17 protein-coding genes are annotated in these 21512 nt (G+C 43.0%); 4 read left to right on the forward strand and 13 right to left on the reverse strand.

Annotated elements, in window-relative coordinates:
* The first annotated feature begins 24 nt into the window (after window positions 1-24).
* Window positions 25-1188, forward strand: coding sequence for a molecular chaperone DnaJ (dnaJ, locus tag VK664_RS17150; RefSeq protein WP_461399916.1), 1164 nt, complete (start codon window positions 25-27; stop codon window positions 1186-1188).
* A gap of 2 nt (window positions 1189-1190) precedes the next feature.
* Here dnaJ and VK664_RS17155 read toward each other — a convergent pair whose 3' ends face one another.
* The 6 genes from VK664_RS17155 to VK664_RS17180 form a co-directional block, all read right to left on the reverse strand.
* On the reverse strand, window positions 1191-2945 hold the full coding sequence (locus tag VK664_RS17155; RefSeq protein WP_461399917.1) for a YfbK domain-containing protein: 1755 nt from the start codon (window positions 2943-2945) through the stop codon (window positions 1191-1193).
* 73 nt (window positions 2946-3018) lie between these two features.
* Window positions 3019-3558 carry a hypoxanthine phosphoribosyltransferase gene (gene hpt / locus VK664_RS17160; RefSeq protein WP_461399918.1) on the reverse strand — a complete coding sequence of 180 codons (540 nt, stop codon included), beginning with the start codon at window positions 3556-3558 and terminating at the stop codon, window positions 3019-3021.
* A 17-nt stretch (window positions 3559-3575) separates the two neighbouring features.
* A complete protein-coding gene (locus VK664_RS17165; RefSeq protein WP_461399919.1) occupies window positions 3576-4574 on the reverse strand; it encodes a glucosaminidase domain-containing protein in 999 nt (332 codons plus the stop codon).
* 5 nt (window positions 4575-4579) lie between these two features.
* Window positions 4580-5221 carry an O-methyltransferase gene (locus tag VK664_RS17170; RefSeq protein WP_461399920.1) on the reverse strand — a complete coding sequence of 214 codons (642 nt, stop codon included), beginning with the start codon at window positions 5219-5221 and terminating at the stop codon, window positions 4580-4582.
* Window positions 5222-5599: 378 nt separating this feature from the next.
* Entirely contained in the window at window positions 5600-6298 is a 699-nt protein-coding gene (locus VK664_RS17175) for an LOG family protein (RefSeq protein ID WP_461399921.1), read from the reverse strand.
* Window positions 6299-6403: 105 nt separating this feature from the next.
* Window positions 6404-7921: a sodium:solute symporter gene (locus tag VK664_RS17180; protein WP_461399922.1), complete on the reverse strand. Its 1518-nt coding sequence runs from the start codon at window positions 7919-7921 to the stop codon at window positions 6404-6406.
* Window positions 7922-8048: 127 nt separating this feature from the next.
* Here VK664_RS17180 and VK664_RS17185 point away from each other — a divergent pair, with 127 nt between their 5' ends.
* On the forward strand, window positions 8049-8588 hold the full coding sequence (locus VK664_RS17185; protein ID WP_461399923.1) for an LOG family protein: 540 nt from the start codon (window positions 8049-8051) through the stop codon (window positions 8586-8588).
* A 108-nt stretch (window positions 8589-8696) separates the two neighbouring features.
* Here the strand turns inward: VK664_RS17185 and VK664_RS17190 are convergent, their stop codons facing one another.
* The 4 genes from VK664_RS17190 to VK664_RS17205 all read right to left on the reverse strand — a co-directional run bounded on the left by VK664_RS17190 (window position 8697) and on the right by VK664_RS17205 (window position 12929).
* The gene (locus VK664_RS17190; protein WP_461399924.1) at window positions 8697-9284 is read right to left on the reverse strand and encodes a hypothetical protein; all 588 of its coding nucleotides are present in this window, start codon (window positions 9282-9284) and stop codon (window positions 8697-8699) included.
* 73 nt (window positions 9285-9357) lie between these two features.
* The gene (gene recG / locus VK664_RS17195; RefSeq protein ID WP_461399965.1) at window positions 9358-11514 is read right to left on the reverse strand and encodes an ATP-dependent DNA helicase RecG; all 2157 of its coding nucleotides are present in this window, start codon (window positions 11512-11514) and stop codon (window positions 9358-9360) included.
* Window positions 11515-11611: 97 nt separating this feature from the next.
* Window positions 11612-12514: a sugar transferase gene (locus tag VK664_RS17200; protein ID WP_461399925.1), complete on the reverse strand. Its 903-nt coding sequence runs from the start codon at window positions 12512-12514 to the stop codon at window positions 11612-11614.
* Window positions 12515-12548: 34 nt separating this feature from the next.
* Complete coding sequence (locus VK664_RS17205) at window positions 12549-12929, reverse strand: response regulator (RefSeq protein ID WP_461399926.1); 381 nt, start codon at window positions 12927-12929, stop codon at window positions 12549-12551.
* 438 nt (window positions 12930-13367) lie between these two features.
* Here VK664_RS17205 and VK664_RS17210 point away from each other — a divergent pair, with 438 nt between their 5' ends.
* Together VK664_RS17210 and VK664_RS17215 are read left to right on the forward strand one after the other, a co-directional pair.
* On the forward strand, window positions 13368-17027 hold the full coding sequence (locus VK664_RS17210; protein WP_461399927.1) for a DUF7948 domain-containing protein: 3660 nt from the start codon (window positions 13368-13370) through the stop codon (window positions 17025-17027).
* Window positions 17028-17178: 151 nt separating this feature from the next.
* A complete protein-coding gene (locus VK664_RS17215; protein WP_461399928.1) occupies window positions 17179-18330 on the forward strand; it encodes a PorP/SprF family type IX secretion system membrane protein in 1152 nt (383 codons plus the stop codon).
* Between the two features lie 22 nt (window positions 18331-18352).
* Here the strand turns inward: VK664_RS17215 and VK664_RS17220 are convergent, their stop codons facing one another.
* The 3 genes from VK664_RS17220 to araD all read right to left on the reverse strand — a co-directional run bounded on the left by VK664_RS17220 (window position 18353) and on the right by araD (window position 21393).
* Window positions 18353-19039 carry an NUDIX hydrolase gene (locus VK664_RS17220; protein ID WP_461399929.1) on the reverse strand — a complete coding sequence of 229 codons (687 nt, stop codon included), beginning with the start codon at window positions 19037-19039 and terminating at the stop codon, window positions 18353-18355.
* Between the two features lie 128 nt (window positions 19040-19167).
* Window positions 19168-20670: an L-arabinose isomerase gene (araA, locus tag VK664_RS17225; RefSeq protein WP_461399930.1), complete on the reverse strand. Its 1503-nt coding sequence runs from the start codon at window positions 20668-20670 to the stop codon at window positions 19168-19170.
* Between the two features lie 15 nt (window positions 20671-20685).
* Window positions 20686-21393, reverse strand: a complete 708-nt coding sequence (gene araD / locus VK664_RS17230) for an L-ribulose-5-phosphate 4-epimerase AraD (RefSeq protein ID WP_461399931.1) — start codon at window positions 21391-21393, stop codon at window positions 20686-20688.
* Between the last annotated feature and the right edge of the window lie 119 nt (window positions 21394-21512).

The following is a 21512-nucleotide window of genomic DNA, read 5'->3' on the forward strand; positions in this document are numbered from 1 at the left end:
TGGTCTGAATTTCAAATAAAATAAATGTCTAATAAACGAGATTATTACGAAGTACTTAGTGTAACAAAATCATCGTCTGCTGATGAGATTAAAAAGGCTTACCGTAAGGTAGCGATGCAATTTCACCCTGACCGTAATCCGGGCGATAAGGCTGCGGAAGATAAATTCAAGGAAGCTGCTGAAGCTTATGAGGTATTAAGTGACGCTGATAAGCGCGCTCAGTATGACCGTTTCGGACATGCGGGGGTAAGTGGTGCTTCCCGCGGGCAGGGATCAGGGAATATGGAAGATATCTTCAGCCAGTTTGGCGATATTTTTGGTGACGACATCTTCGGTAATTTCTTTGGTGGTAATGCAGGAGGCCGTGGTGGTCGCGGAGGGCAAAGAACCCGTGGTACCAGGGGATCTAATCTCAGGATAAAAATAAAACTCAATTTCGAAGAGATCTCAAAAGGTGTTACCAAACAAATAAAGGTCAAAAAACATGTAACCTGTAATACCTGCAGTGGTTCCGGCGCTAAAGACAAAAACAGTGTGCAGAACTGCGGTACATGCGGTGGCTCTGGCCAGGTAAGAAGGGTTACGAACACCTTCCTGGGCCAGATGCAAACAGTTACCACCTGCCCTACCTGTAACGGGGAAGGATCTACCATTACTTCGAAATGTACAGCTTGTAAAGGAGAAGGAAGGGTTTATGGCGAAGAAACAGTTTCTATCGATATCCCGGCAGGTGTACAGGAAGGTATGCAATTGAGTGTTGCCGGAAGAGGTAATGCGGGCGAACGCGGCGGCGCACCCGGCGATCTGATTGTGCTGATTGAAGAAGAAGCACACAAGGAACTGCATCGTGATGGTCTCAATGTTGCTTACGAACTTTATATAACTTTTCCGGATGCGGTATTTGGAACGAATCTCGAAGTGCCTACCATTGATGGAAGGGCAAAAATAAAAATACCAGCAGGCACCCAGAGTGGTAAGATATTTCGTTTGAAAGGCAAGGGTTTCCCTGCAATTAACTCATATGAAAAGGGAGATCAGCTTATTCATGTGAATATCTGGACCCCTCAACAGGTTTCTGCAGACGAAAAAACTATGCTCGACAGAATGAACGTTTCTGATAATTTTAAACCTCAACCTGATAAGTCTGAGAAAAGTTTTTTTGATAAGGTGCGTGAGATGTTTACCTGAGTTTATTCCCTGGAGCGTTTCCGGTACTTGCTATAGATCTTTTTAGCTTTTTCAACCATGGTAATAAACTCTTTTTGAACGGCATCTTTGCGATTATAAGAGTTATTAGCCAGGATAATTATGTCGTTCCAGCCAATCTGGCGATAGTACCTGGAATTTTTCAGAAGTGCGGCAAACATAGTTACTGATACAGCAAAGCGGTAACATTCAGGTATCTCACTGAATTCGTAAAATGTATTGGGCGCTTTGTATGAAGTATGTCTCACCACAGAATCTTCCGGATTGCGGTAACTGAGCAGCAAATTTGCAAGTTGGCCGGAACGGCCAAATTTATCCTGCAGAATTCTTGCAGGGGAAATTTCGAACATTGCCAGCAATGAGTGACCGGAGCCTATTTCTCCCCCTTCAAGATGGCTTAAGGAATCTGCCAGTGCTTTCATTTTATTATCGTAACCAATCAGACGATAATCCCTTACAAAATCGGGATTGAACCTTATATTAAGGAATACATCGTCCGCCACGGTAAACATGGTTTGAGTGAATTCCTTAACAAGTATTTTTTCAGCCTCCTTTTCATTATCCAGGTATGAAAAGTTGCCATTGCCTTTTTTCGCGAGCACTTCCAGTTTTGAATCCTTATAGTTTCCCATCCCGACACCAAGGCAGGTAAGATAAATTCCCGATTCCTGGTGTTTGGTGATCAGTTTTTCCAACTCGTCTTCCGAAGACTGTCCCACATTGAAATCACCATCTGTTGCGAGTATTACGCGGTTATTTCCGTTTTTTATAAACTGGCTCCTTGCCACCCGGTAGGCTGCAAGGATCCCTGATTCGCCAGGTGTTGCTCCACCGGGATATAGCTCTTCGATAGCTTTGCGGATTTTTTCCTTTTCAATACCGGAAGTTGGTTTCAGCCATATGCCCGTAGCACTGCCGTAAACTACAATTGACACCGTATCTCTTTCGCGCAGGTTCTCGATCAACAGTTTAAAAGCAGATTTTAATAAAGGGAGCCGGTTAGGCATATCCATCGAACCGGATACATCAATCAAAAACACAAGATTACTCGGGGGTATTTTCTCCGGATCGATCTTTCTTGCACTTACCTGGAGCATAAACAGTTCACTATCCGCGTTCCAGGGACATTCTGTTATATATGAGCGGAAACAAAAGGCACTATCCTTTTCAGGTTGATTATATCCAAAATTGAAATAATTCATCATTTCTTCGGTACGAACAGCGTCCGGGGGAACCAGCGTATTCATGTTGAGGAAGCGACGGATATTGCTGTATGAAGCTTTATTTGAATGAATGGCAAATCCTGTTTCGGGATATTTCCTTGCTGATACCGGTTCATTTTCGACCAGCATTGTATAGGTCTCCCCTTTTAAGGTCCAGTTGCCTCTGTCTGAAGGTGCAAGATTTTTAGTGAGCGAAGACAGATGATTTACAGGATTACTTAAAGCAATATAAAGTGATTTCAGCACGTAAATCTGGTACTTCGAAGATTCTGCCTTTATTGACATGGGCTGATAACCCGTTAAGCTAATCGTGATGGAGTCCGTCGCCTTCGGAAGAATGATACCGAAAGACCCACTGCTTCCTGAGAAATAAACATAACCGGTAGAACGAACGAGTATCCTTGCATTGGACAAAGTGGCGCCTTTCTCATCCCTGATTTCACCGCGCAGGTAGTTTTGCGCAGATAAAGGGATTGAAGCAAGCAGTATGAAAAATATGATGGCAAGGGTTTTCAATGGGATATAAACAGTTATTGGTTTAGTGTTTGTTAGCGGGATGGAATTTAATCCTGTTAACCCCGAAACCCGGTCAACTTTCTATCAATTTATATATTGCCGGGATGTTTCTGCCGAGGCCGTCATAATCCAGTCCGTAACCCACAACAAATTTATCCGGTATGGTAAAGCCAAGGTAATCGATATCCTGGGGGAACAAGGTTGCTTCGGGTTTGTGGAGCAGCGCCACGATTCTCATGGAAGCGGGCTGTTGATGGCGAAGCTGCGGGAGAAACTGGTTCAGGGTTTTCCCGGTGTCGACTATGTCTTCGATGATAAGAACATCACGACCGATCAGATCAATATCCAGGCCAATTGCAGTAACCACATGTCCCGTTGACTTTGTCCCCTTATAGGATGCGAGTTTAATGAAACAGATTTCAGCTTCAATGGTCAGTTCTTTGAACAAATCAGAAGCAAAGATAAATGAACCATTCAGGATCGCTATAAACAATGGCCGCCTGCCCTCGTATTCTGAATTTAATGATCCAGCTATTTTTTTTATTGCTGCAGAAATTTCATCAGCGGACAGATATGGTTCGAAGTATTTATCGTGGACCCTGATAACAGACATTCAGTGTTATTTTATAGTTACTTGACTGCATTATCGTTCACTCTGGGACGGGATTGTGCAGCTGACCTCAGGGATAACTTCTCACCAACTGCGGGTTCATCATAAGCCTGGAGATGATTGTATTCAACCAGGCTCTCAAGCCTTAATCCTTCTATCTGGCACACATCATATAAGGTCTCTCCCGGCTGTACTATATGAAATTCGTTAGCCCCGGTTTTGCGTTTGCGTTGCAGGTAAACCAGCTGATCCTTACCCAGTACATCTGATTTTAAATCATTGAACTCAAGCAAACGCGATAAGGGAACATCGTACTCCTGTGCAATCGTTAAGAGTGCTGTTCCTCCTGTTGCAAACACCACCCGGGTATTGTTGATCATAAACTGGCCGCGGGGATATGACGGCCTTGATACCGCTTTTTCTTCGGGAACATTGACTGCTGCACTTGTTAATATCGATTTCGGCTTGTCACTTGAGGCTATGTTTCCCTCCTGCTGAATCCGGCCCATGGCAATGAGTGAATACTCCTGTAGGTTATAATCTTCAATGAGCTTAATTATGATCTGAGAATACTTAATATTCGTTGCATAACCGGCTTTTTTCAGGCCATAAGCCCAGCCTTTGTAATCAGCCGGATCCATTTCAAACAAAAAAGAATAACGCTGACCACTTTTCAGAAAATCAGAATGATCACGGTAGGAATCTATTGGTGATGTATAACTTCGGAAACATTCGCCACGGGCATCATCATCATGATAAACCTTATTTCCGGTCCAGACAGATTTACATTTTATACCAAAATGATTGTTTGATTTAAGCACGAGTACACTGGTCCCGGCCATCGTTTCGTGAATACCCTGGGCGAGTTTGATAGAAGCCGGTACACCGGTCCTTTTCATCTCCTCCATGGCTAATTCTTTGTATTCGTTTATATATTCCCTGACAACATCGGCTGGCTGTGCTTTCGCCACAGACCAGACAACTAATAAAAACAGTGGTAAAAATTTTTTTAACAACATTGGAATTATCCGTTTTTTCTGATCAGTAATAATCCATCCCTGATGATTAGTAAAACAGTCTCTACCCTGTTATCCTGATCAAGATACTCATTAAATTCCTGGATTGCTTTTGCATTCTTGCCTTTAATCGGCTGCTCTAAAACCTGTCCATGAAATAAAACATTATCAGCCAGGATGATTCCGCCCGGTTTCACGGAAGGAAGTATTAAGTCGTAATATGCAATATAGTTGGGTTTATCTGCATCAATAAACACCAGGTCCCAGGCTTCATCCAGCGTAGGAATGATACTTAACGCATTCCCCTGGTGTAAAATTATCTTTTCTGAAAGATTTGCCCGTTTGAAGTTGGCTGAAGCTGTTGCCGCATCTTCTTCACGGAGCTCGATTGTATGAAGTTTCCCATCATTTAACAATCCTTTGGCAAGACAGATGGCGCTGTATCCCGTGAATGTACCCACTTCCAGTATTCGGGTGGGTTGCAGCATACGGCTCATAAGTTCCAGAAATTTGCCCTGGAGATGACCACTCAGCATATGTGACTCTGCGTGTGTTTCGGCAGTTTCAGCAGCAATTTCCTTTAAAAGCGGATCTTCATTTGCAGAATATCTTTCCGCGTATACTTGTGCAAGTGGGTTAATTATATCCAATGATAGCTTTTTGCAAATATAAGCAGAGTGAGATATAAGCATGCCAGGCACTTGCCTTCAAAAAGAAAAGCCCCTGGCCAGATGGCGGGAGCCGGGAAAAAATGATCCTTCACCTTCAAAGATTCCCAACCCTTCACCAATGACTTAGGGGCTGTAATTTTTTGTTGTACAAATCAATCTGCTGCCCAAATAACAATTCACTGAATTTATGCTTAATACCTGTAATTCGCAGCGGAATAAAAACCACCGCTCTTATGTTTTAATACCAGAGTTTTAACACTAGTGCTGCAGAGGCTGATATTTTATATGGGAATCCGGTTCCTGTTGAATGAATAGAATTCAGTTGGTTTACACCAGTCCCAAATGCTGGTATCAGGATTAGAAATTGGGTTGAACCGGATTTTTAGAATAAAAGTTCAATACATGCTGAGCGACTTCTTCTGCCGTATCTGCTATTTGCAGCAGGTTAATATCTTCAGGAGAAACATATCCAACTCTTTCCATCATCACCTCCTGCATCCAGGTTACGAGGCCCCGCCAGTAATCATTCCCAACAAGTATTAATGGCACCTGCAACATTTTTCCGGTTTGAATAAGGGTGGCCACTTCAAAAAATTCATCCATCGTACCAAATCCACCAGGCATCATTATGAAACCCTGCGAATATTTTGTAAACATTGTTTTCCTCACAAAGAAGTATTCAAAGTTCAGATTGGCATCGCGATCTATGAATGGGTTTGAATGTTGCTCGAATGGCAACTCAATATTCAATCCAACAGATTTACCACCCCCGAGCTGCGCACCCTTATTTGCTGCTTCCATGATACCGGGGCCGCCGCCGGAAATGATACCAAAGCCTTCTTCTGCCAGCCTTTTGGATATTTCCACCGCAAGTTCATAGTGCGCATGTCCCGGTTGGGTACGTGCCGAACCAAATATTGAAATACATGGACCTAGTTTGGCCAAAGCCTCGAAGCCATCCACAAACTCCGCCATTATTTTAAAGATCTGCCAGCTGGAGTGTCCCTTGGACTCTGACCAGCGGCGTTGTTTTGACATCCTGATTGATTCTTTCATTTTTTCGTTGGTTTAGGGTACAGAAACAGGGTATGTTCTGCTTAAGACAAGTAATGCCATCCTAAGACGGCATTACATATTAAACGAAAAACATATTAATTTAGTTTACCCTTTTGCTGGTTTTTTTGAAATGATTAACAGGCCGAGATAAGTGAGTATCCCATTGTAGATCAAAACTTCATAACCTATCCGGAAGGATCCGAAAAGCGAAGCTGAAAATTCTTTGACGCCGTTGAGCCATTCACCCAATAGGTTCAATTTGATGTACCAGTCAACGTTGTTCACAATATCGACCCCGAGGATAATCAACGGAGCGATCAGACAAACAAGCAGAGAATATTTGTCATTGATAACTCTTTTGGTTAGAATACCAAATGCAAACAGACCGAGCAGCGGGCCATAAGTAAAACCGGCAACCTTAAGGATCACGTCGATAATCGACTTGTTGTTCATTAACTTGAAGCCAAGCACAAACAGAAAAAATATAAAAGCAAAAAGAAAGTGAACCGTGAGCCGGATCCGTTTACGCTTTTTCTCATCCCATTCCTCCTTGCGTTTCATGCCCAGGATATCAATACAAAAGGAAGAAGTAAGTGCCGTCAGGGCACCATCAGCACTGGGGAAAAGGGCAGATATCAGCCCTATAATGAAGATAATTGAAACCCAGGTCGGCAGGTGATAAAGAGCAATGGTTGGAAACAGATCGTCTGCCGGAACATTGATACTTTGCTGTGCAGCATAAAGATAAAGCAGGCCGCCAAGCAGCAGGAACAGGAATATAACAATAGCCATGATGAAGGTAAAAGTCATCATGTTCTTTTGGGAATCTTTCAGGTTCTTCACACTGATATTTTTCTGCATCATCTCCTGGTCGAGGCCTGTCATCGCAACAGTGATAGCCGCGCCTCCAAGAATATGTTTAACAAAAAATGCAGAACTGTTAACATCCGTATTAAATATCCTGGAAAGTCCTTTCTCATTCAATTCTGACATTACCGATCCAAGCGATCCCCCCATATTATGCATGATATAAACGATGGTAACTATAAGTCCAAGCAGCATAAAGGAAGTCTGCAGGGTATCTGTAAATACGATTGTCTTAACACCACCTTCAAAGGTATAAAGCAGGATCATGAGCAATATAACAAATGTGGTTGCACCAAAAGGGACATTAAGCTTGTCAAGGATAAATATCTGTAGCACATTAATAACAAGATAAAGCCTGGCGGTTGCACCTAAGGTTCTCGAAATAATAAAAAACAAAGCCCCGGTTTTATAAGATACAATGCCGAAACGTGTTTGCAGGTAATGGTAAATTGAAGTCAGATTGAGCCGGTAATAAAGAGGTAGCAGAACGAAGGCTATAAGCACATAACCTATAACATAACCAATCACCACCTGGAAATAAGCAAATCCGGAAATCCCGACTGTTCCGGGCACTGACACAAAGGTTACACCGGACAATGATGTACCTATCATTCCGAATGCAACCAGCATCCAGTTTGAGTTTTTATTGCCAATGAAAAAAGAATCGTTATTTGAATTTCTGGAAGTAAAATAAGCGACTACCAGTAATATGAGAAAATAGCCGATTACAAAAGAAAACAGCAAGGTAGCAGACATAGATAGCTTTTATATACGATTCAGCAAGTTAAGAAGTAAAAAACCAAAACGAAAAGCAAATTCAATTGTTGCTTTTGATATGCCCCGGCCATTTGAATTTTCAGTGATTAGTTTCTACATTTAACGAATGAACATAGATGCGGTAGCAGTTTTCTGCGGGTCGAAAAACGGGGTAAATCCAATCTACAGTCAACATGCGGCTGAACTTGGCAAACTGATCGCGGTTCTGAATCTTAAACTCGTTTATGGTGGAGGCAAAAAAGGATTAATGGGGATTATAGCTGATGCTGTACTGGAGCATGGCGGAAGAGCTACCGGGGTAATCCCGAAGGTTCTGATCGAATGGGAGCAGCAACACGATGGCTTGAGTGAGTTAACGATTGTACCGGATATGCATACCCGAAAAAAGATGATGTACGAACTTTGTGATGTCGCGATTGTAATGCCTGGCGGCTTCGGAACATTGGATGAATTTTTCGAAATGTTAACCTGGAACCAGTTAAAGATTCATGATAAAAAAATATTCGTCCTTAATTCAGAAGGTTATTATAATCATTTGATGCATCATCTTCATCATGCAAGAAGAGAAGGTTTTTTATATGAATTGCCGGAAGAACGGATTATATTTTGCAATTCGCCCATTGAAATCTTCAACAGGATTGAATAACTTTTATAAGCAAAGAAGTCTTCGCTGGAAGTCTTTACTGGAATTCTTTGCTCCGAAGCCTGGACTTAAAAGCCAGCGCACTTTTACATAGATAAGCTATATAAAATATCAGAATCCAAAGTTATAGCCAAAACTAAAAAAGACCTTGCTGCCATAAGGCGTACGATCGCTTTGCAAAACATCGTATTGGGCCATAATAATAAATGCACCCGCACCACCCATAGGAATCGCACCACCGGCGCCGAGCAACAATGAAGGAACAATCTTACCATCCAGTTTGAATTCCTGGGCAGGATCATAGTATTTTACTTTACCCCAAACATAGTTTGCTTCAGGCTGTACCTGGAGAATTATCTGTTCGATAGGATAAAACCTACCGAATATATTCATTCCTGCAACCCCATATTCTTCGCGTGAAAGTGTTGAACCATCATATCCATTGATGGTTTTGAATGATGAATATTGCCCGTTGACGCCAACACCAGCAGCAAGATAACGGCTGAAACGATATCCAACCTGTGGTGAAATATTGATGATGGTTATATTACCGAAATTAAGCGCAAAGCTACCTCCTCCAAACAAACGACTCTTGTCAAAGCCTTGTTTTTCTGCGGGTTCATCATACTGTGCTTGCAAAGCCCCGGCAACTAAGACGAACACCGTCAGCACCATTAGTATTTTTTTAATCGCTTCCATTTTCATAGCAAATTCTTCTTGAGTGATGAGTGATGACTCCAAAAGTACGGTTCTTTTGATTCCGGAGTTTCAGCTACGAGATTTTGCTCCAGGCTGTTTTGCCGGCCACGGATTGCAGATAGTCCCTGAGCCCGTTGTTTTGAGAATTGGCAAGAACAGGATCATCATTCAGCACCTTCTCTGCCATTTCTTTAGCAAGATCAAGCCAATGTTTATCCTGGGTAATACTTACCAGTTTAAAATTCATCAGTCCACTTTGCCTGGTACCACTAATATCGCCCGGGCCACGCAGCTCAAGATCCTTTTCAGCTATCTTAAATCCATCTGAAGTGGCAGCCATTGTTTTCAACCTTTCCCTTGCTTCATTGCTGAGTTTGGTTCCGGTGAGAAGAATGCAATAACTTTTATCACTTCCCCTTCCTACCCTGCCACGTAACTGGTGTAGCTGTGAGAGACCAAATTTCTCAGCACTTTCAATGACCATTACACTGGCGTTGGGCACATCAACTCCAACCTCAATAACAGTAGTAGATACCAGGATCTGTGTATCACCATCCTTGAAACGTTTCATATTCGTTTCCTTGATATCACTAGACTGACGTCCATGTACCATACTGATATAGAACTTTGGTTCAGGAAAATATGCTTTTACATTTACATAGCCTTTCATAAGATTTTCGTAGTCCATCTTTTCAGATTCTTCAATAAGCGGAAATACGATATAAGCTTGCCTGCCGAGTGCAATTTCTGCACGGATAAAACTCATTACCTGGGAACGTACTGTTTCATAGCGATGCACAGTTATGATGGGTTTACGACCTGGTGGTAATTCATCGATTACACTGTAATCAAGATCTCCGTAAGCCGTCATGGCAAGTGTTCGCGGAATAGGTGTCGCGGTCATAACCAATACATGTGGAGGGATAACTGACTTCGCCCAAAGTTTAGCACGCTGGGCAACGCCGAAACGGTGTTGTTCATCAATGATGGCCAGGCCAAGATTCGAAAATTTTACGACATCTTCAATCACGGCATGAGTTCCAACCAGAATTGAAACGGTGCCATCAGCCAGGTCCTTATGAAGTTGTTTACGGGAGGCCGATTTTGTGGATCCGGTGAGCAACCGGCATTGAACCGGAAGATCCTTCAACAAGCGTTGCAGGTTGGCAAAATGTTGCTGAGAAAGAATTTCAGTCGGAGCTACAAGGCAACTCTGAAAGCCATTGTCGGCTGCGATAAGCATTACCACCAGCGCCACGATGGTTTTGCCACTGCCTACATCTCCCTGTAAAAGCCGGTTCATTTGTTTGCCGGCCGCAGTATCCTTCCTGATCTCTTTGATAACCCGTTTTTGAGCCCCGGTTAATTTGAAAGGCAGATACTTTTCATAAAATGTATTGAAAAGAGGCCCGACTTTTTCAAAGATAACACCCCTTGAGGATCTGTGTCGCTGCGAACGGATCATCCCCAGCCGGATCTGCGCAACAAAAAATTCTTCAAATTTCAGCCGGTTAAGCGCCTCTTCATGTATGCCGGGATCCGGGGGGAAATGGATATTTGAAAAGGCCTGGTACCTTGGCATCAGTTTTAGTTCTTCCAATAATGCGGGAGGAATGATTTCAGGAACATCTTTTTCATTGATCATTGTGAACAAACCGTAAACCAGTTTAGCGATTTGTCTGCCACCCAGGCCACGGGTTTTTAATTTTTCAGTGCTGGGATATACGGGCTCCAGGAAATTTTTGCCACTGGCTGAGGACTCGTTATGTGCCTCGATTTCGGGATGTGTGATCTGTGGTTTTCCCTGGAAGAAACTGACTTTTCCGAAAATCATATAAACCTGCCCGGTGATAAGCATCTTTTCAATACCATTTACGCCCTGGAACCAAACAAGTTCCATCATGCCGGATTCATCCCTCACCTGGGCCACCAGTCGCCTCGCCCGGTTTTCGCCAACAATCTCCAGGCTCATGAGACGAGCCCTGATCTGCACATAATCCGCAGCCGGGTCTATTTCACGAATAAGTGTAACGGTTGTTTTGTCGATATGCCGATATGGGAAATGCTCGAGAAGATCCCGGAATGTATAGATGCCAAGCTCTTTTTTTAGCAACTCGGCTTTTTGGGGACCGACGCCTTTCAGGTACTCAATGGGGTTGGCTAATATCTTGGAAATATAACTGATGCTGATTTTTGCGGCAAAAATAACAGAAAAACTCCCGAGGTAAATGAATCACTTAAAACGAACCGGCCAACCCGATCAGTGTTTCCGGACAAACCGGATCTTTGTTCCGGATAAACCGGATCTTTGCTCCGGATAAACCGGATCAGCGGTTCCGGATAAAAGAGATATCTCCGGCCATAATGTTGAAAAGCGCAGGCAGTTCATCCAGATTTGTAGACCGGAGAAATGCGCCTATTTTACTTGTCTGATTTGACTTACCCTGGTAGGATGCCCCATCATTCTCGGAATTTAAAAACTGGTTAACATGACATAGATCCGGAAACTGTTCATTGCTGTAGCTCAGTTCAGTCCTGAACCTGATATAACGAAAACTGCGATAACGAAGGCCTCGTTCTATGCTGAATTCTAAAATATTAGAACCGCCATCCATTTTAACCAACACCCCGAGCAATAACATCAGGGGAGAAAGCAACACAATACAAATCATAGAAAAAATAAGGTCAAATACACGCACAAAGCCATAATGCTTTATCATGTTCCAGTTTATACCCTGGTGCAGTGATTTTTCAGCCAGCAAGGCTCCTTTTTGCAGTTTGTTGAAGAATACAACTTTTTCAGCGAGGCCATTGTTCGTATTTATCATTACGAGGTCACTTATACCCTTTTCCTGGGAAAGTTGAGCTATAATCTCCTGGCGACAATTGGAGACTTCTGCGAGTATAGTCACCGTTTTAAAGGACTCTACCTCACTGAGTGCCTCCAGGAATTTCTTAAACGCCGAAATATCTTTGGGGCTGTCTACCAGGATTACTGAAGGTAAGCGCCCTGCTTTTTCGAGACGGAAAAGTAATTTGATGGTTTCATCAAAGGAAAACAGGAAATAGCTGTTCTCGAATCCTGCGTGCAGGTCATGAGCTGCCTTAAACTTGTTGCCGATATATAGATAAGAAAGATTTGGAAGAATAGGCTTCTTTTCCGGTGCAGCAGTTGTCCGCCGGTAAGCGTAAACTCTTTTAGGTGAAACATTGTTTTCAGTACGAACCATAAGGGTAGATTTAAGATGCAACAATCAATGATCACTAGTAAATTTTTTCCTTACTTAATAATTCATCAACTAATTCGATTAGTTCCACAGGATTGAATGGCTTGGAAAAAAAATAATCTATTCCGTAGGCTTTACACTTGGATTCGGTCTCTTTTTGGTCCTGCGAAGACAAAACGATCGCAGGTATAGGCTGATATAAAAAACTGTTCTTCAGATTTGCAACGAATTCCCAATTATCGACATCAGGAAGTTGTGATTCAGTTATTATTAGCTGAGGCAACTTTTTCTTTGACAACCAATACATAGCAGATGATGCATCTGCAGCTGTAATAACCTGGTATTTTTTGCCAAAAATCGATTGAAGCAGGAATCGTATAGCTTTGCTGTCATCCACAGCGAGTATTATTGGTTTCATTGCCTTTGAGATTAAGTAATAAATACGGCTGTTTCAGGGGACTTAATCTTGGAACCAATTATTCACAGGGATGGATGACAACAACAAAAAAATACAATAGAATTAAGGGATTAGCGCGGTTTGATTCAGGGGATGTGTGGAGCTGTTGTGCTAAGTATTAAACTGACTGCTAAGATAATCATAAAAGCCAGAAGTGCAAATGGCCGTAAGCGAATGTTATCCACTAGTTAAATCACAAAATAAATATAAAACAGCCTGTAAGTTGCATTCCGGCCAACCACAATTCCCCAGGTCACGTAAATAAACACGGTAAATAAACTGTGCAATAGTTGTGAACAGGAACGGAGGCTTTTATGCCATCTTATTTAAATTTTAATTAAATTCAATACGTACTATAAACCTGCCCTTCGAATTTGAGTACTTTGTAAAAAATATATATTGACTTACCGAAGAATATTTTTGGCTTTTTTCCTACTGATATCCACCCTAAGAATCACGGCGCAGTCAGAAATCACGACATTTGATTTCATTGAAAATAAAGGACAGTGGGATTCCCGCGTAAAATTCAAGGGTCCTCTTTCGGCAGGTTCCTTCTACCTCCACAATAATGGTTTTAAGGTTGTACTGCATAACGAAGAAGATCTCAGGCGGGTAATGGACAGGCATAATTCAGCAAAGGCTACCAGCCAGGGCACTCAAAAACCCTGGGTGCCGGATAGTAATGCCACCAAATTTCCAAAACCTCCGGGTAATTCTTCCGGTACTGTACGTTCACATGCCTACAATGTGCAATTTGTGGGAGCTAATGAGAATCCGCTCATCATACCTGACAAAATTTTACCTAGCTACAACAATTATTTTATTGGCCGCGATTCAAGCAAATGGCAATCTCATGTCAGGATATTCCAGGCTGTTGTTTACAAGAATGTTTATCCAAATGTTGATGTGAGGTATTATTCCGAAAACAGTCAGCTTAAATATGATTTCATCATTCATCCGGGAGGTTCAGTGAATGATATCGTGATGAAAATTGAAGGAGCAGACAAATTATCGATACGCAACCGTGAACTGATTATAAAAACCTCTGTTGGTGACGTAAAGGAATTGTCGCCCTATAGCTACCAGTTCGATAATGTGAAAGGAAGGCAATCAGTTGAATGCAACTACGAACTTACCGGCAATACTGTTCGTTTCAAGGTAAAAAATCACGATACAAAAACTACGCTTGTAATTGATCCGACCCTGATATTCTCTTCTTTCAGTGGCAGCCGTGCCGACGAATATGGCTTCACAGCCACACCAGGTCCGGATGGTTCACTTTATGCCGGTGGACGGGTTACCGGCACCGGTTATCCTGTTACCACGGGCGCCTACCAGATAAATTTCGGAGGTGGTACCGGTAACAATGGCGTTGATATAGGGATTACAAAATTCAGCGCAACCGGAACACAGCGTTTATATTCAACTTATCTCGGTGGTAGTGGTAATGAATACCCGCACAGTCTTATATCTGACCCGGACGGGAACCTGGTCGTAATGGGAAGAAGTTATTCCGGCAGTGATTTTGCAACAACAGGTGTCAAAGTAGGAACAGGGGGCGGAGCCGATATCGTGGTTTCAAAATTTAGTGCGAATGGGGCAACCCTGATAGGCTCTCTCATAATTGGAGGAGCCGAGGATGATGGGGTAAACATTAATGATGTTGGAAACGGAGCTGCGGTTGGTCAAAGCTCCCTGCTCAGATTCTATGGTGATGATTCAAGGAGCGAAGTAGTAATGGATCCCCAGGGAAATATCTATGTTGCTGCCCAGACAAAGTCGCTCAAATTTCCGGTAACAGCTGGTGCATTCCAGGGAACCTTAGGTGGTGCGCAGGACGGAGTTGTGATGAAAATAAATCCCAATTGTAATGCTGTTACCTGGGCATCTTATCTCGGTGGAACAGCCAACGATGGTGCATTTGTTCTCGAAATAAGACCAAATACCAATGAAATTTACGTCGGTGGCGCAACGGCCAGCCCTAACTTTCCGGGAAACAAATCAGGTAGCCTTACCGGTACTTTCCAGGGCGGAGACTGCGATGGTTTTGTCAGCATTATTGCAAACGATGGATCTTCCATTACCAAAACCACCTATCTCGGCACCAATACTCCCGATGTTGTTTATGGGATAAAATTTGACAAAATTGGTTTCCCGTATGTGATGGGTATTACAGGGGGTGCCTGGCCCGTTATCAACGCCACTGCGTTCGCTCCGAATTCAAGCCAGTTTGTATCTAAACTTCAACCCGATCTTTCAGCCTATATCTATTCAACTGTGTTTGGCACCGGCAACCGGAAACCAAATATATCACCCGTGGCTTTCCTGGTAGACAGATGTGAAAACATCTATATTTCCGGTTGGGGCGGATGGATACAGACAGGTACTGATCCTTATCTTACTGCAGGTGTGGCTGGTATGCCTATAACACCAGATGCTATAAAATCAGTTACCGATAACCGTGACTTTTATTTTATCGTACTAAAGAAAGATGCGACCCAGGTACTATATGGTACTTTTTTCGGCCAGGATGGTGCCGAAGGTGAACATGTGGACGGAGGTACAAGCCGTTATGACCAACAGGGAGTAATTTACCAGGCAATCTGCGCAAACTGTTTTCAAAATGGTCCCGGCCAGATCACCAGGCCTTATCCAATCACTCCAGGTGTAATCGGTCCTGTAAATGGTGCAGGCAGAAACGGCTGTAACCTGGGTGCAGTAAAAATTTCCTTTAATTTCTCCGGAGTTGCCGCGGGCCCGAAAGCTTTTGTTGGCAATGATCCGGATTCTACCGGTTGTGTACCATTTGCAGTTACACTCAGAGATACTGTTCGCAATGCAAAACAATATATATGGACTTTTGGAGATGGTTCACCCGATTTAACTACTGACAACTTTGAAGTTAACCATGTGTATGGAACAGTGGGAAACTTCCTGGTAAGATTGATTGCGATAGATTCTACCTCCTGTAATGTCAGAGATACGGCTTACACGACAATCAGGGTACGTACCGACAGGGCTAACTTAGCAATGAATATTGTAAAATTACCCCCTTGCGAGGATCTTAATTATCGTTTTGAAAACTTATCGATTGCTCCTCCGGGCAAACCATTCGGGCCAAATAGTTTTGTCTGGGATTTCGGCGATGGCTCTCCACGGGTAAATGCCGGTACAGCACCAGTAGATCATCGTTATCCTGCCGCAGGAACTTATTATGCCAGGCTTGTCCTTGTTGACACAAATTATTGTAATGCACCGGATTCCCTGGCAGACACACTCCGGGTTTCCCCGCTTGTAAAGGCTCAGTTTACGGTGCCTTCACCTGCCTGCGCCCCATTCAATGCCGTGTTTACCAACAATTCGCTTGCAGGTGAAACATTTTTCTGGGATTTTGGAGACGGAACCACTTCCACAGCCACCAATCCCGTACATCTTTACCCGAATGTTGGAACCTACAGGGTGAAACTGGTGGCCAGGGATCCGAATACCTGTAATGTGGTTGACTCAATTGAACATACAATAAGTGTGAATACCAAACCCACCGCCAATTTTAATCATTCGCCAAGTCCGCCTGAAGTAAATAAACCTGTGATCTTCACAAATCTGTCAACCGGCGGTGTCCGTTACAAATGGATTTTCGGAGATGGAGACTCAACGGTAAAAACCACTATGGATACCACCTTGCATCTATACAACGCCACTGGCACTTTTACAGCCTGCCTGATTACATACAATCAATACGGCTGTACTGATACTATTTGCAAACCGGTTCAGGCCCAGGTTATCCCGCTGCTTGACGTACCAAACGCATTCACACCTGGACGATTTGGAAAAAACAGTATAGTGAGAGTAGAAGGATTTGGAATCAACAGAATGATGTTCAGGATTTATAACAGATGGGGACAGAAAGTTTTTGAAAGTAATGACAGGAGGCTCGGATGGGACGGCAATTTCAATGGAAAACCGCAGCCAATGGAAGTGTATGCATATGTGCTTGATGTTGAGTTCAGTGATGGGTCCACAACAAGAAAAACCGGCGATATAACATTGATAAGATAGACAGATAAATCTGATAAGAGATAAATAAACATAGGCAGTTAAAAACAGGCTGCTAAACATAGGCCGATAAGTAGAAAAATTCCGGGGATCCGGGATTGCGAATTAAACCAGAACCAACTGTAGGAGAAACTTATTCTTAACAGTAACTTACATGACGATGCTGACAATCCAGGGTTGGAAGAACAGAAAAATGCGGGTAAAGGCTATACCATCCGGAGAGGATGTTATAAAATCAAAACCCGGTTACCGATCATCTTTTCGGTTAGCCACCAGTGTTATACTGATGTCTTTCATTTCATTGGTGACGAATAATTCAACGGCACAAGACCTCCATTTTTCACAGTGGTTCAACTCACCGCTTACCACAAATCCTGCGAATACAGGTTTTATTCCGGATGCTGATTACCGTTTAGGAGCCAACTACAGGAATCAATGGTCCAGTATCATGAGTGTTCCATATAAAACCATGAGCGTTTGGGGTGATGCACAGGTATTCCGCGACCGTATTGAAAGCGGCTGGCTTGGATTGGGTGGTGTAATACTGCGCGATGTGGCCGGATCCGGTACCCTCACTTCAACCAAAGTTTATGGCTCCGTGGCTTATCACCAGATGCTTGGCGAAGCACACCTGTTATCAGCAGGATTTAATGTAGGCTGGGCAAATAAGAGAGTTAACATGTCAGACCTGAAATTTCCGGATCAGTTTGATGGCAAATTTTTTGACAATACGCTCCCGACAAGTGTAGTGCTCGACGCAAGTGCCGTTAATTATTTTGATATGCAGGTCGGACTAAACTATGCATACTTTCCGACTGAAAATTTATACCTGAATGCCGGATTGTCTGCGCACCATATTAACAGGCCCCGTGAATCTTTTTTCACAACGGATCCGAATAGTTTGGACAGCATCAGCTTTGATGGACGGATAGCACCAAGATATACAGCTTTTGTGAATGCAAGCATCAAGATGAATGATATGGTTATTATTAACCCGATGGCCTATTACAGTAACCAGGCCAGTTCATCCGAATTGGTTGCGGGTGGAAATATCCAGTACAATCTTTCAGGTGATGGAGAGATTCAGTTGATTGGTGGTCTTTATTACCGCCCGGGAGATGCTATAATTCCGATGATAGGTTTCTCATGGAAAAATGTGAGACTGGTGTTTAGCTACGATGCGACTTCATCTTCGCTCAAACAATACAATAATTCACGTGGAGCGTTTGAGTTTGCGCTCATAAATCATGGATTCTACAGCGACTACAACGGTGACAAAAGACAATCCCTGTGTCCGACATTTTGACCCAGGTAATTAATTTTTCAGATTAAATAAATTTCAGGCCTTCATTTTCAAGCTTCATGTATTTTTCCTTATCAAACACGTAAAGAAAGGCCCCCTTCTTTGATGTGGTTTTTTCTTTTTCATCCAGCTTTTCCAGGATATCGAGTGATAAAATTTTTCTTGTGAAGTTTCTTTTGTCGACAGGACTTTCATAAATCGCCTCGTAGAGGGATTGTAATTGAGGCAGGGTGAATTTTGCAGGCAACAGTTCAAATCCGATGGGATGGTTGGCTACTTTTTGTTGCAATCTCTCCTTTGCGTTTTTAACCATTTCCTGGTGATCAAAAATCAGTGGAGGAAATTTATCGAACGAAAACCATTCTGCCTGGTGCTCTTTAAGTAATTTGTCGTTATTGTCAATCCTGATCAGCGCAAAATATGCAACTGAAACAACCCTCCCTCCCGGATCCCGCTCAGGATCGCCATAACATTGCAATTGCTCCATGTAAATATTATCAAGTCCGGTTAGCTGCTTTAAAACTCTTTTCGCAGCTTCGTCAACGCTTTCATTATTATTTACAAAACCACCCATCAGAGACCACTTACTTATCTCTGGTTCAAAACCACGTTTAATAAGCAGACTTTTGATCCGATGTCCGTCAAATCCGAATATGATACAATCTACTGCCAGGAGCAGCCGGTCGTAATTTTTGTACTGAATAATACTCATGGGGGCTTTTGATTAGGCAAACCAATAGGTGATGAAAAACGAACAGTGAAAAGTTAACAGACCGGTGAAAGGCAATTGAAAATTATAATAATAAATATTAAGGGGCCATTAAAATCACTGCACTACCGTTAAAACCCTTGTGCCGCCTTATAATAAACTTCATTCCATCTCAATTCATTCCGGAATGCATTCAAATTAGTGTCCTTATCAATCACTACACATTCTATGCCGGCCATTTCTGCAAAGTCACGCATATGTGTACTCGATAAGTTCTGACTATACCCGGTATGATGAGCGCCACCGGCATAAATCCAGGCTGTGCAACCCGTCCTCATATCAGGCATTGGTTTCCACATCACTCTTGCTACCGGAAGTTTCGGCAGTGACTCCAGGGGAGTAACAGCTTCTACATCATTTACAAGTAAACGAAAACGGTTGCCCATATCAATTATACAGGCATTGATAGCCGGCCCCGCAGCAACGTCGAAGACTAATCTAACCGGATCAGCTTTACCCCCGATTCCGAGCGGATGAATTTCGCAGGAAGGTTTACCGCTGGATATTGATTCACAGATTTCAAGCATATGCGAACCAAGAACCATCCTGTTTGCAGGATCAAAATGATAGGTATAATCTTCCATAAAAGAATTCCCGCCGTTTAACCCGGCACCCATCACCTTCATAGCCCGTACCAGGGCAGCTGTCTTCCAGTCGCCTTCTCCCCCGAAACCATAACCTTCTGCCATTAGCCGTTGCACGGCTATTCCAGGCAGTTGGGGCAAACCATTCAAATCTTCGAATGTATCAGTGAATCCCTTAAAATTACCGGCCACCAGGAAGTGACGCAAACCGGCTTCTATCCGGGCTGCTTCAAATAATGAATTATGAAAGTCCCCACCTTTTTTCAGTTTCGAAGCGAGTTCGTATTTATCTGCGTATTCTCTTACCAGGTTTTCGACTTCCTTATCAGTAACCTCCGAAATCACTTTCACCAGGTCACTAACACCATGTCCATTCACTGAATATCCGAATTGCAATTCTGCCTCAACCTTATCTCCTTCTGTTACCGCCACCTGCCTCATATTATCACCGAACCTTACAAAGCGGGCTCCCTGCCAGTCGTTCCAGCCCGCAGCAGCTCTTGTCCAGCCATTGAGCTGGTCAATTACGTCACTATCTTGCCAATGACCTGTTACCACTCTCCTGTTCAACCTCATACGTGTCATGATAAATCCGAACTCGCGGTCGCCGTGAGCACTCTGATTCAGGTTCATAAAATCCATATCGATTTCACCCCAGGGAATATCCCGGTTGAACTGGGTATGAAGATGAAGCATCGGTTTCTTCAATACTTTCAACCCTCCTATCCACATCTTTGCCGGTGAAAAAGTATGCATCCAGGCAATGATGCCAATACAGTTTTTTGTGATGTTTACGTCCTGGCAAAGTTGAAAAATTTCATCAGGCGTTTTAACGACAGGTTTGAAGACAATACTAACGGGAATGCTTATGTGCTGATTTAGCGCCTTCGCAATTACCTGCGAATGTTCTGCTACCTGTTTTAATGTTGCTTCTCCGTATAAGTGTTGGCTTCCAGTGATAAACCAGACTTCGAATTGTTTTAGATCCATAGCTTTCCGATTAAATTAAAAGATAACCTGCCCGTAATATGAATCCGGACCATGTTTCCTTTCATAATGCTTTCTGATAAGTGATTCCTTCATACGTTCAGCCTTAGGATTGATTTGTTCGGTTAAGTATGCCAGGTATGCGATATTTTCAAGGACTGCGCTATTATAAACAGCCTTGCCCGCTGTATTGCCCCAGGTAAAAGGCGCATGATTGCCAATAAGGATCATTTCAACATCCTTATAATCATATTTCCTGTTTGTGAAGTGATTAATAATCTGGAATCCTGTTTCATATTCATAGTTACCAACTATCCTGGTATCATCCATTGGTGGAGCACAGGGTAAGTCCACCGACAGATGATCAGCATGAGTGGTCCCATAAATTGGAATATCTCTTAATGTCTGTGCCCAGCCGGTAGCATAGATAGAATGCGTATGTGAAATACCCCCTAACGCCGGCCAGTTCTTATACAGCACTGCATGTGTGAGGGTATCTGATGAAGGACGAAGAGCGCCATCCACCACTTTTCCGTCGAAGTCGACAATCACCATGCTGTCAGGTGACAATTGATCGTAAGGAACTCCGCTTGGCTTGATTGCAAAAATTTTTTTCGATTGATCTGCGGCACTTACATTGCCAAAAGTAAATACTACCAGGTTGAGCGCTGGTAATTGCATATTTGCGAGATAGGCCTGTTCTCTTAGCTCCTTAAATTCTTTCATCGCTTCAGAATTATTTTTTGTCCCGCCTTCGTTAATAGTATGGCATTAAAAACAGTTTTCAACTTACTTCGGCGGGCGAGGCCCGCCTTCGTTAATTATCTGGCAGTGTATCAGTATTT

Origin of the sequence: Flavitalea sp., from assembly GCF_035489435.1 — a bacterium.
In the GTDB taxonomy this organism is placed as follows: Bacteria; Bacteroidota; Bacteroidia; order Chitinophagales; family Chitinophagaceae; genus DATHKG01.

Coding starts and splice junctions, on each gene's coding strand:
- VK664_RS17165 (WP_461399919.1), bottom strand. CDS start 4,574: ATGTTGTTAAAAAAATTTTTACCACTGTTTTTATTAGTTGTCTGGTCT.
- dnaJ (WP_461399916.1), top strand. CDS start 25: ATGTCTAATAAACGAGATTATTACGAAGTACTTAGTGTAACAAAATCA.
- VK664_RS17200 (WP_461399925.1), bottom strand. CDS start 12,514: ATGGTTCGTACTGAAAACAATGTTTCACCTAAAAGAGTTTACGCTTAC.
- VK664_RS17215 (WP_461399928.1), top strand. CDS start 17,179: ATGACGATGCTGACAATCCAGGGTTGGAAGAACAGAAAAATGCGGGTA.
- hpt (WP_461399918.1), bottom strand. CDS start 3,558: ATGTCTGTTATCAGGGTCCACGATAAATACTTCGAACCATATCTGTCC.
- VK664_RS17185 (WP_461399923.1), top strand. CDS start 8,049: ATGAACATAGATGCGGTAGCAGTTTTCTGCGGGTCGAAAAACGGGGTA.
- VK664_RS17220 (WP_461399929.1), bottom strand. CDS start 19,039: ATGAGTATTATTCAGTACAAAAATTACGACCGGCTGCTCCTGGCAGTA.
- araA (WP_461399930.1), bottom strand. CDS start 20,670: ATGGATCTAAAACAATTCGAAGTCTGGTTTATCACTGGAAGCCAACAC.
- VK664_RS17190 (WP_461399924.1), bottom strand. CDS start 9,284: ATGGAAGCGATTAAAAAAATACTAATGGTGCTGACGGTGTTCGTCTTA.
- VK664_RS17180 (WP_461399922.1), bottom strand. CDS start 7,921: ATGTCTGCTACCTTGCTGTTTTCTTTTGTAATCGGCTATTTTCTCATA.
- VK664_RS17175 (WP_461399921.1), bottom strand. CDS start 6,298: ATGAAAGAATCAATCAGGATGTCAAAACAACGCCGCTGGTCAGAGTCC.
- araD (WP_461399931.1), bottom strand. CDS start 21,393: ATGAAAGAATTTAAGGAGCTAAGAGAACAGGCCTATCTCGCAAATATG.
- VK664_RS17205 (WP_461399926.1), bottom strand. CDS start 12,929: ATGAAACCAATAATACTCGCTGTGGATGACAGCAAAGCTATACGATTC.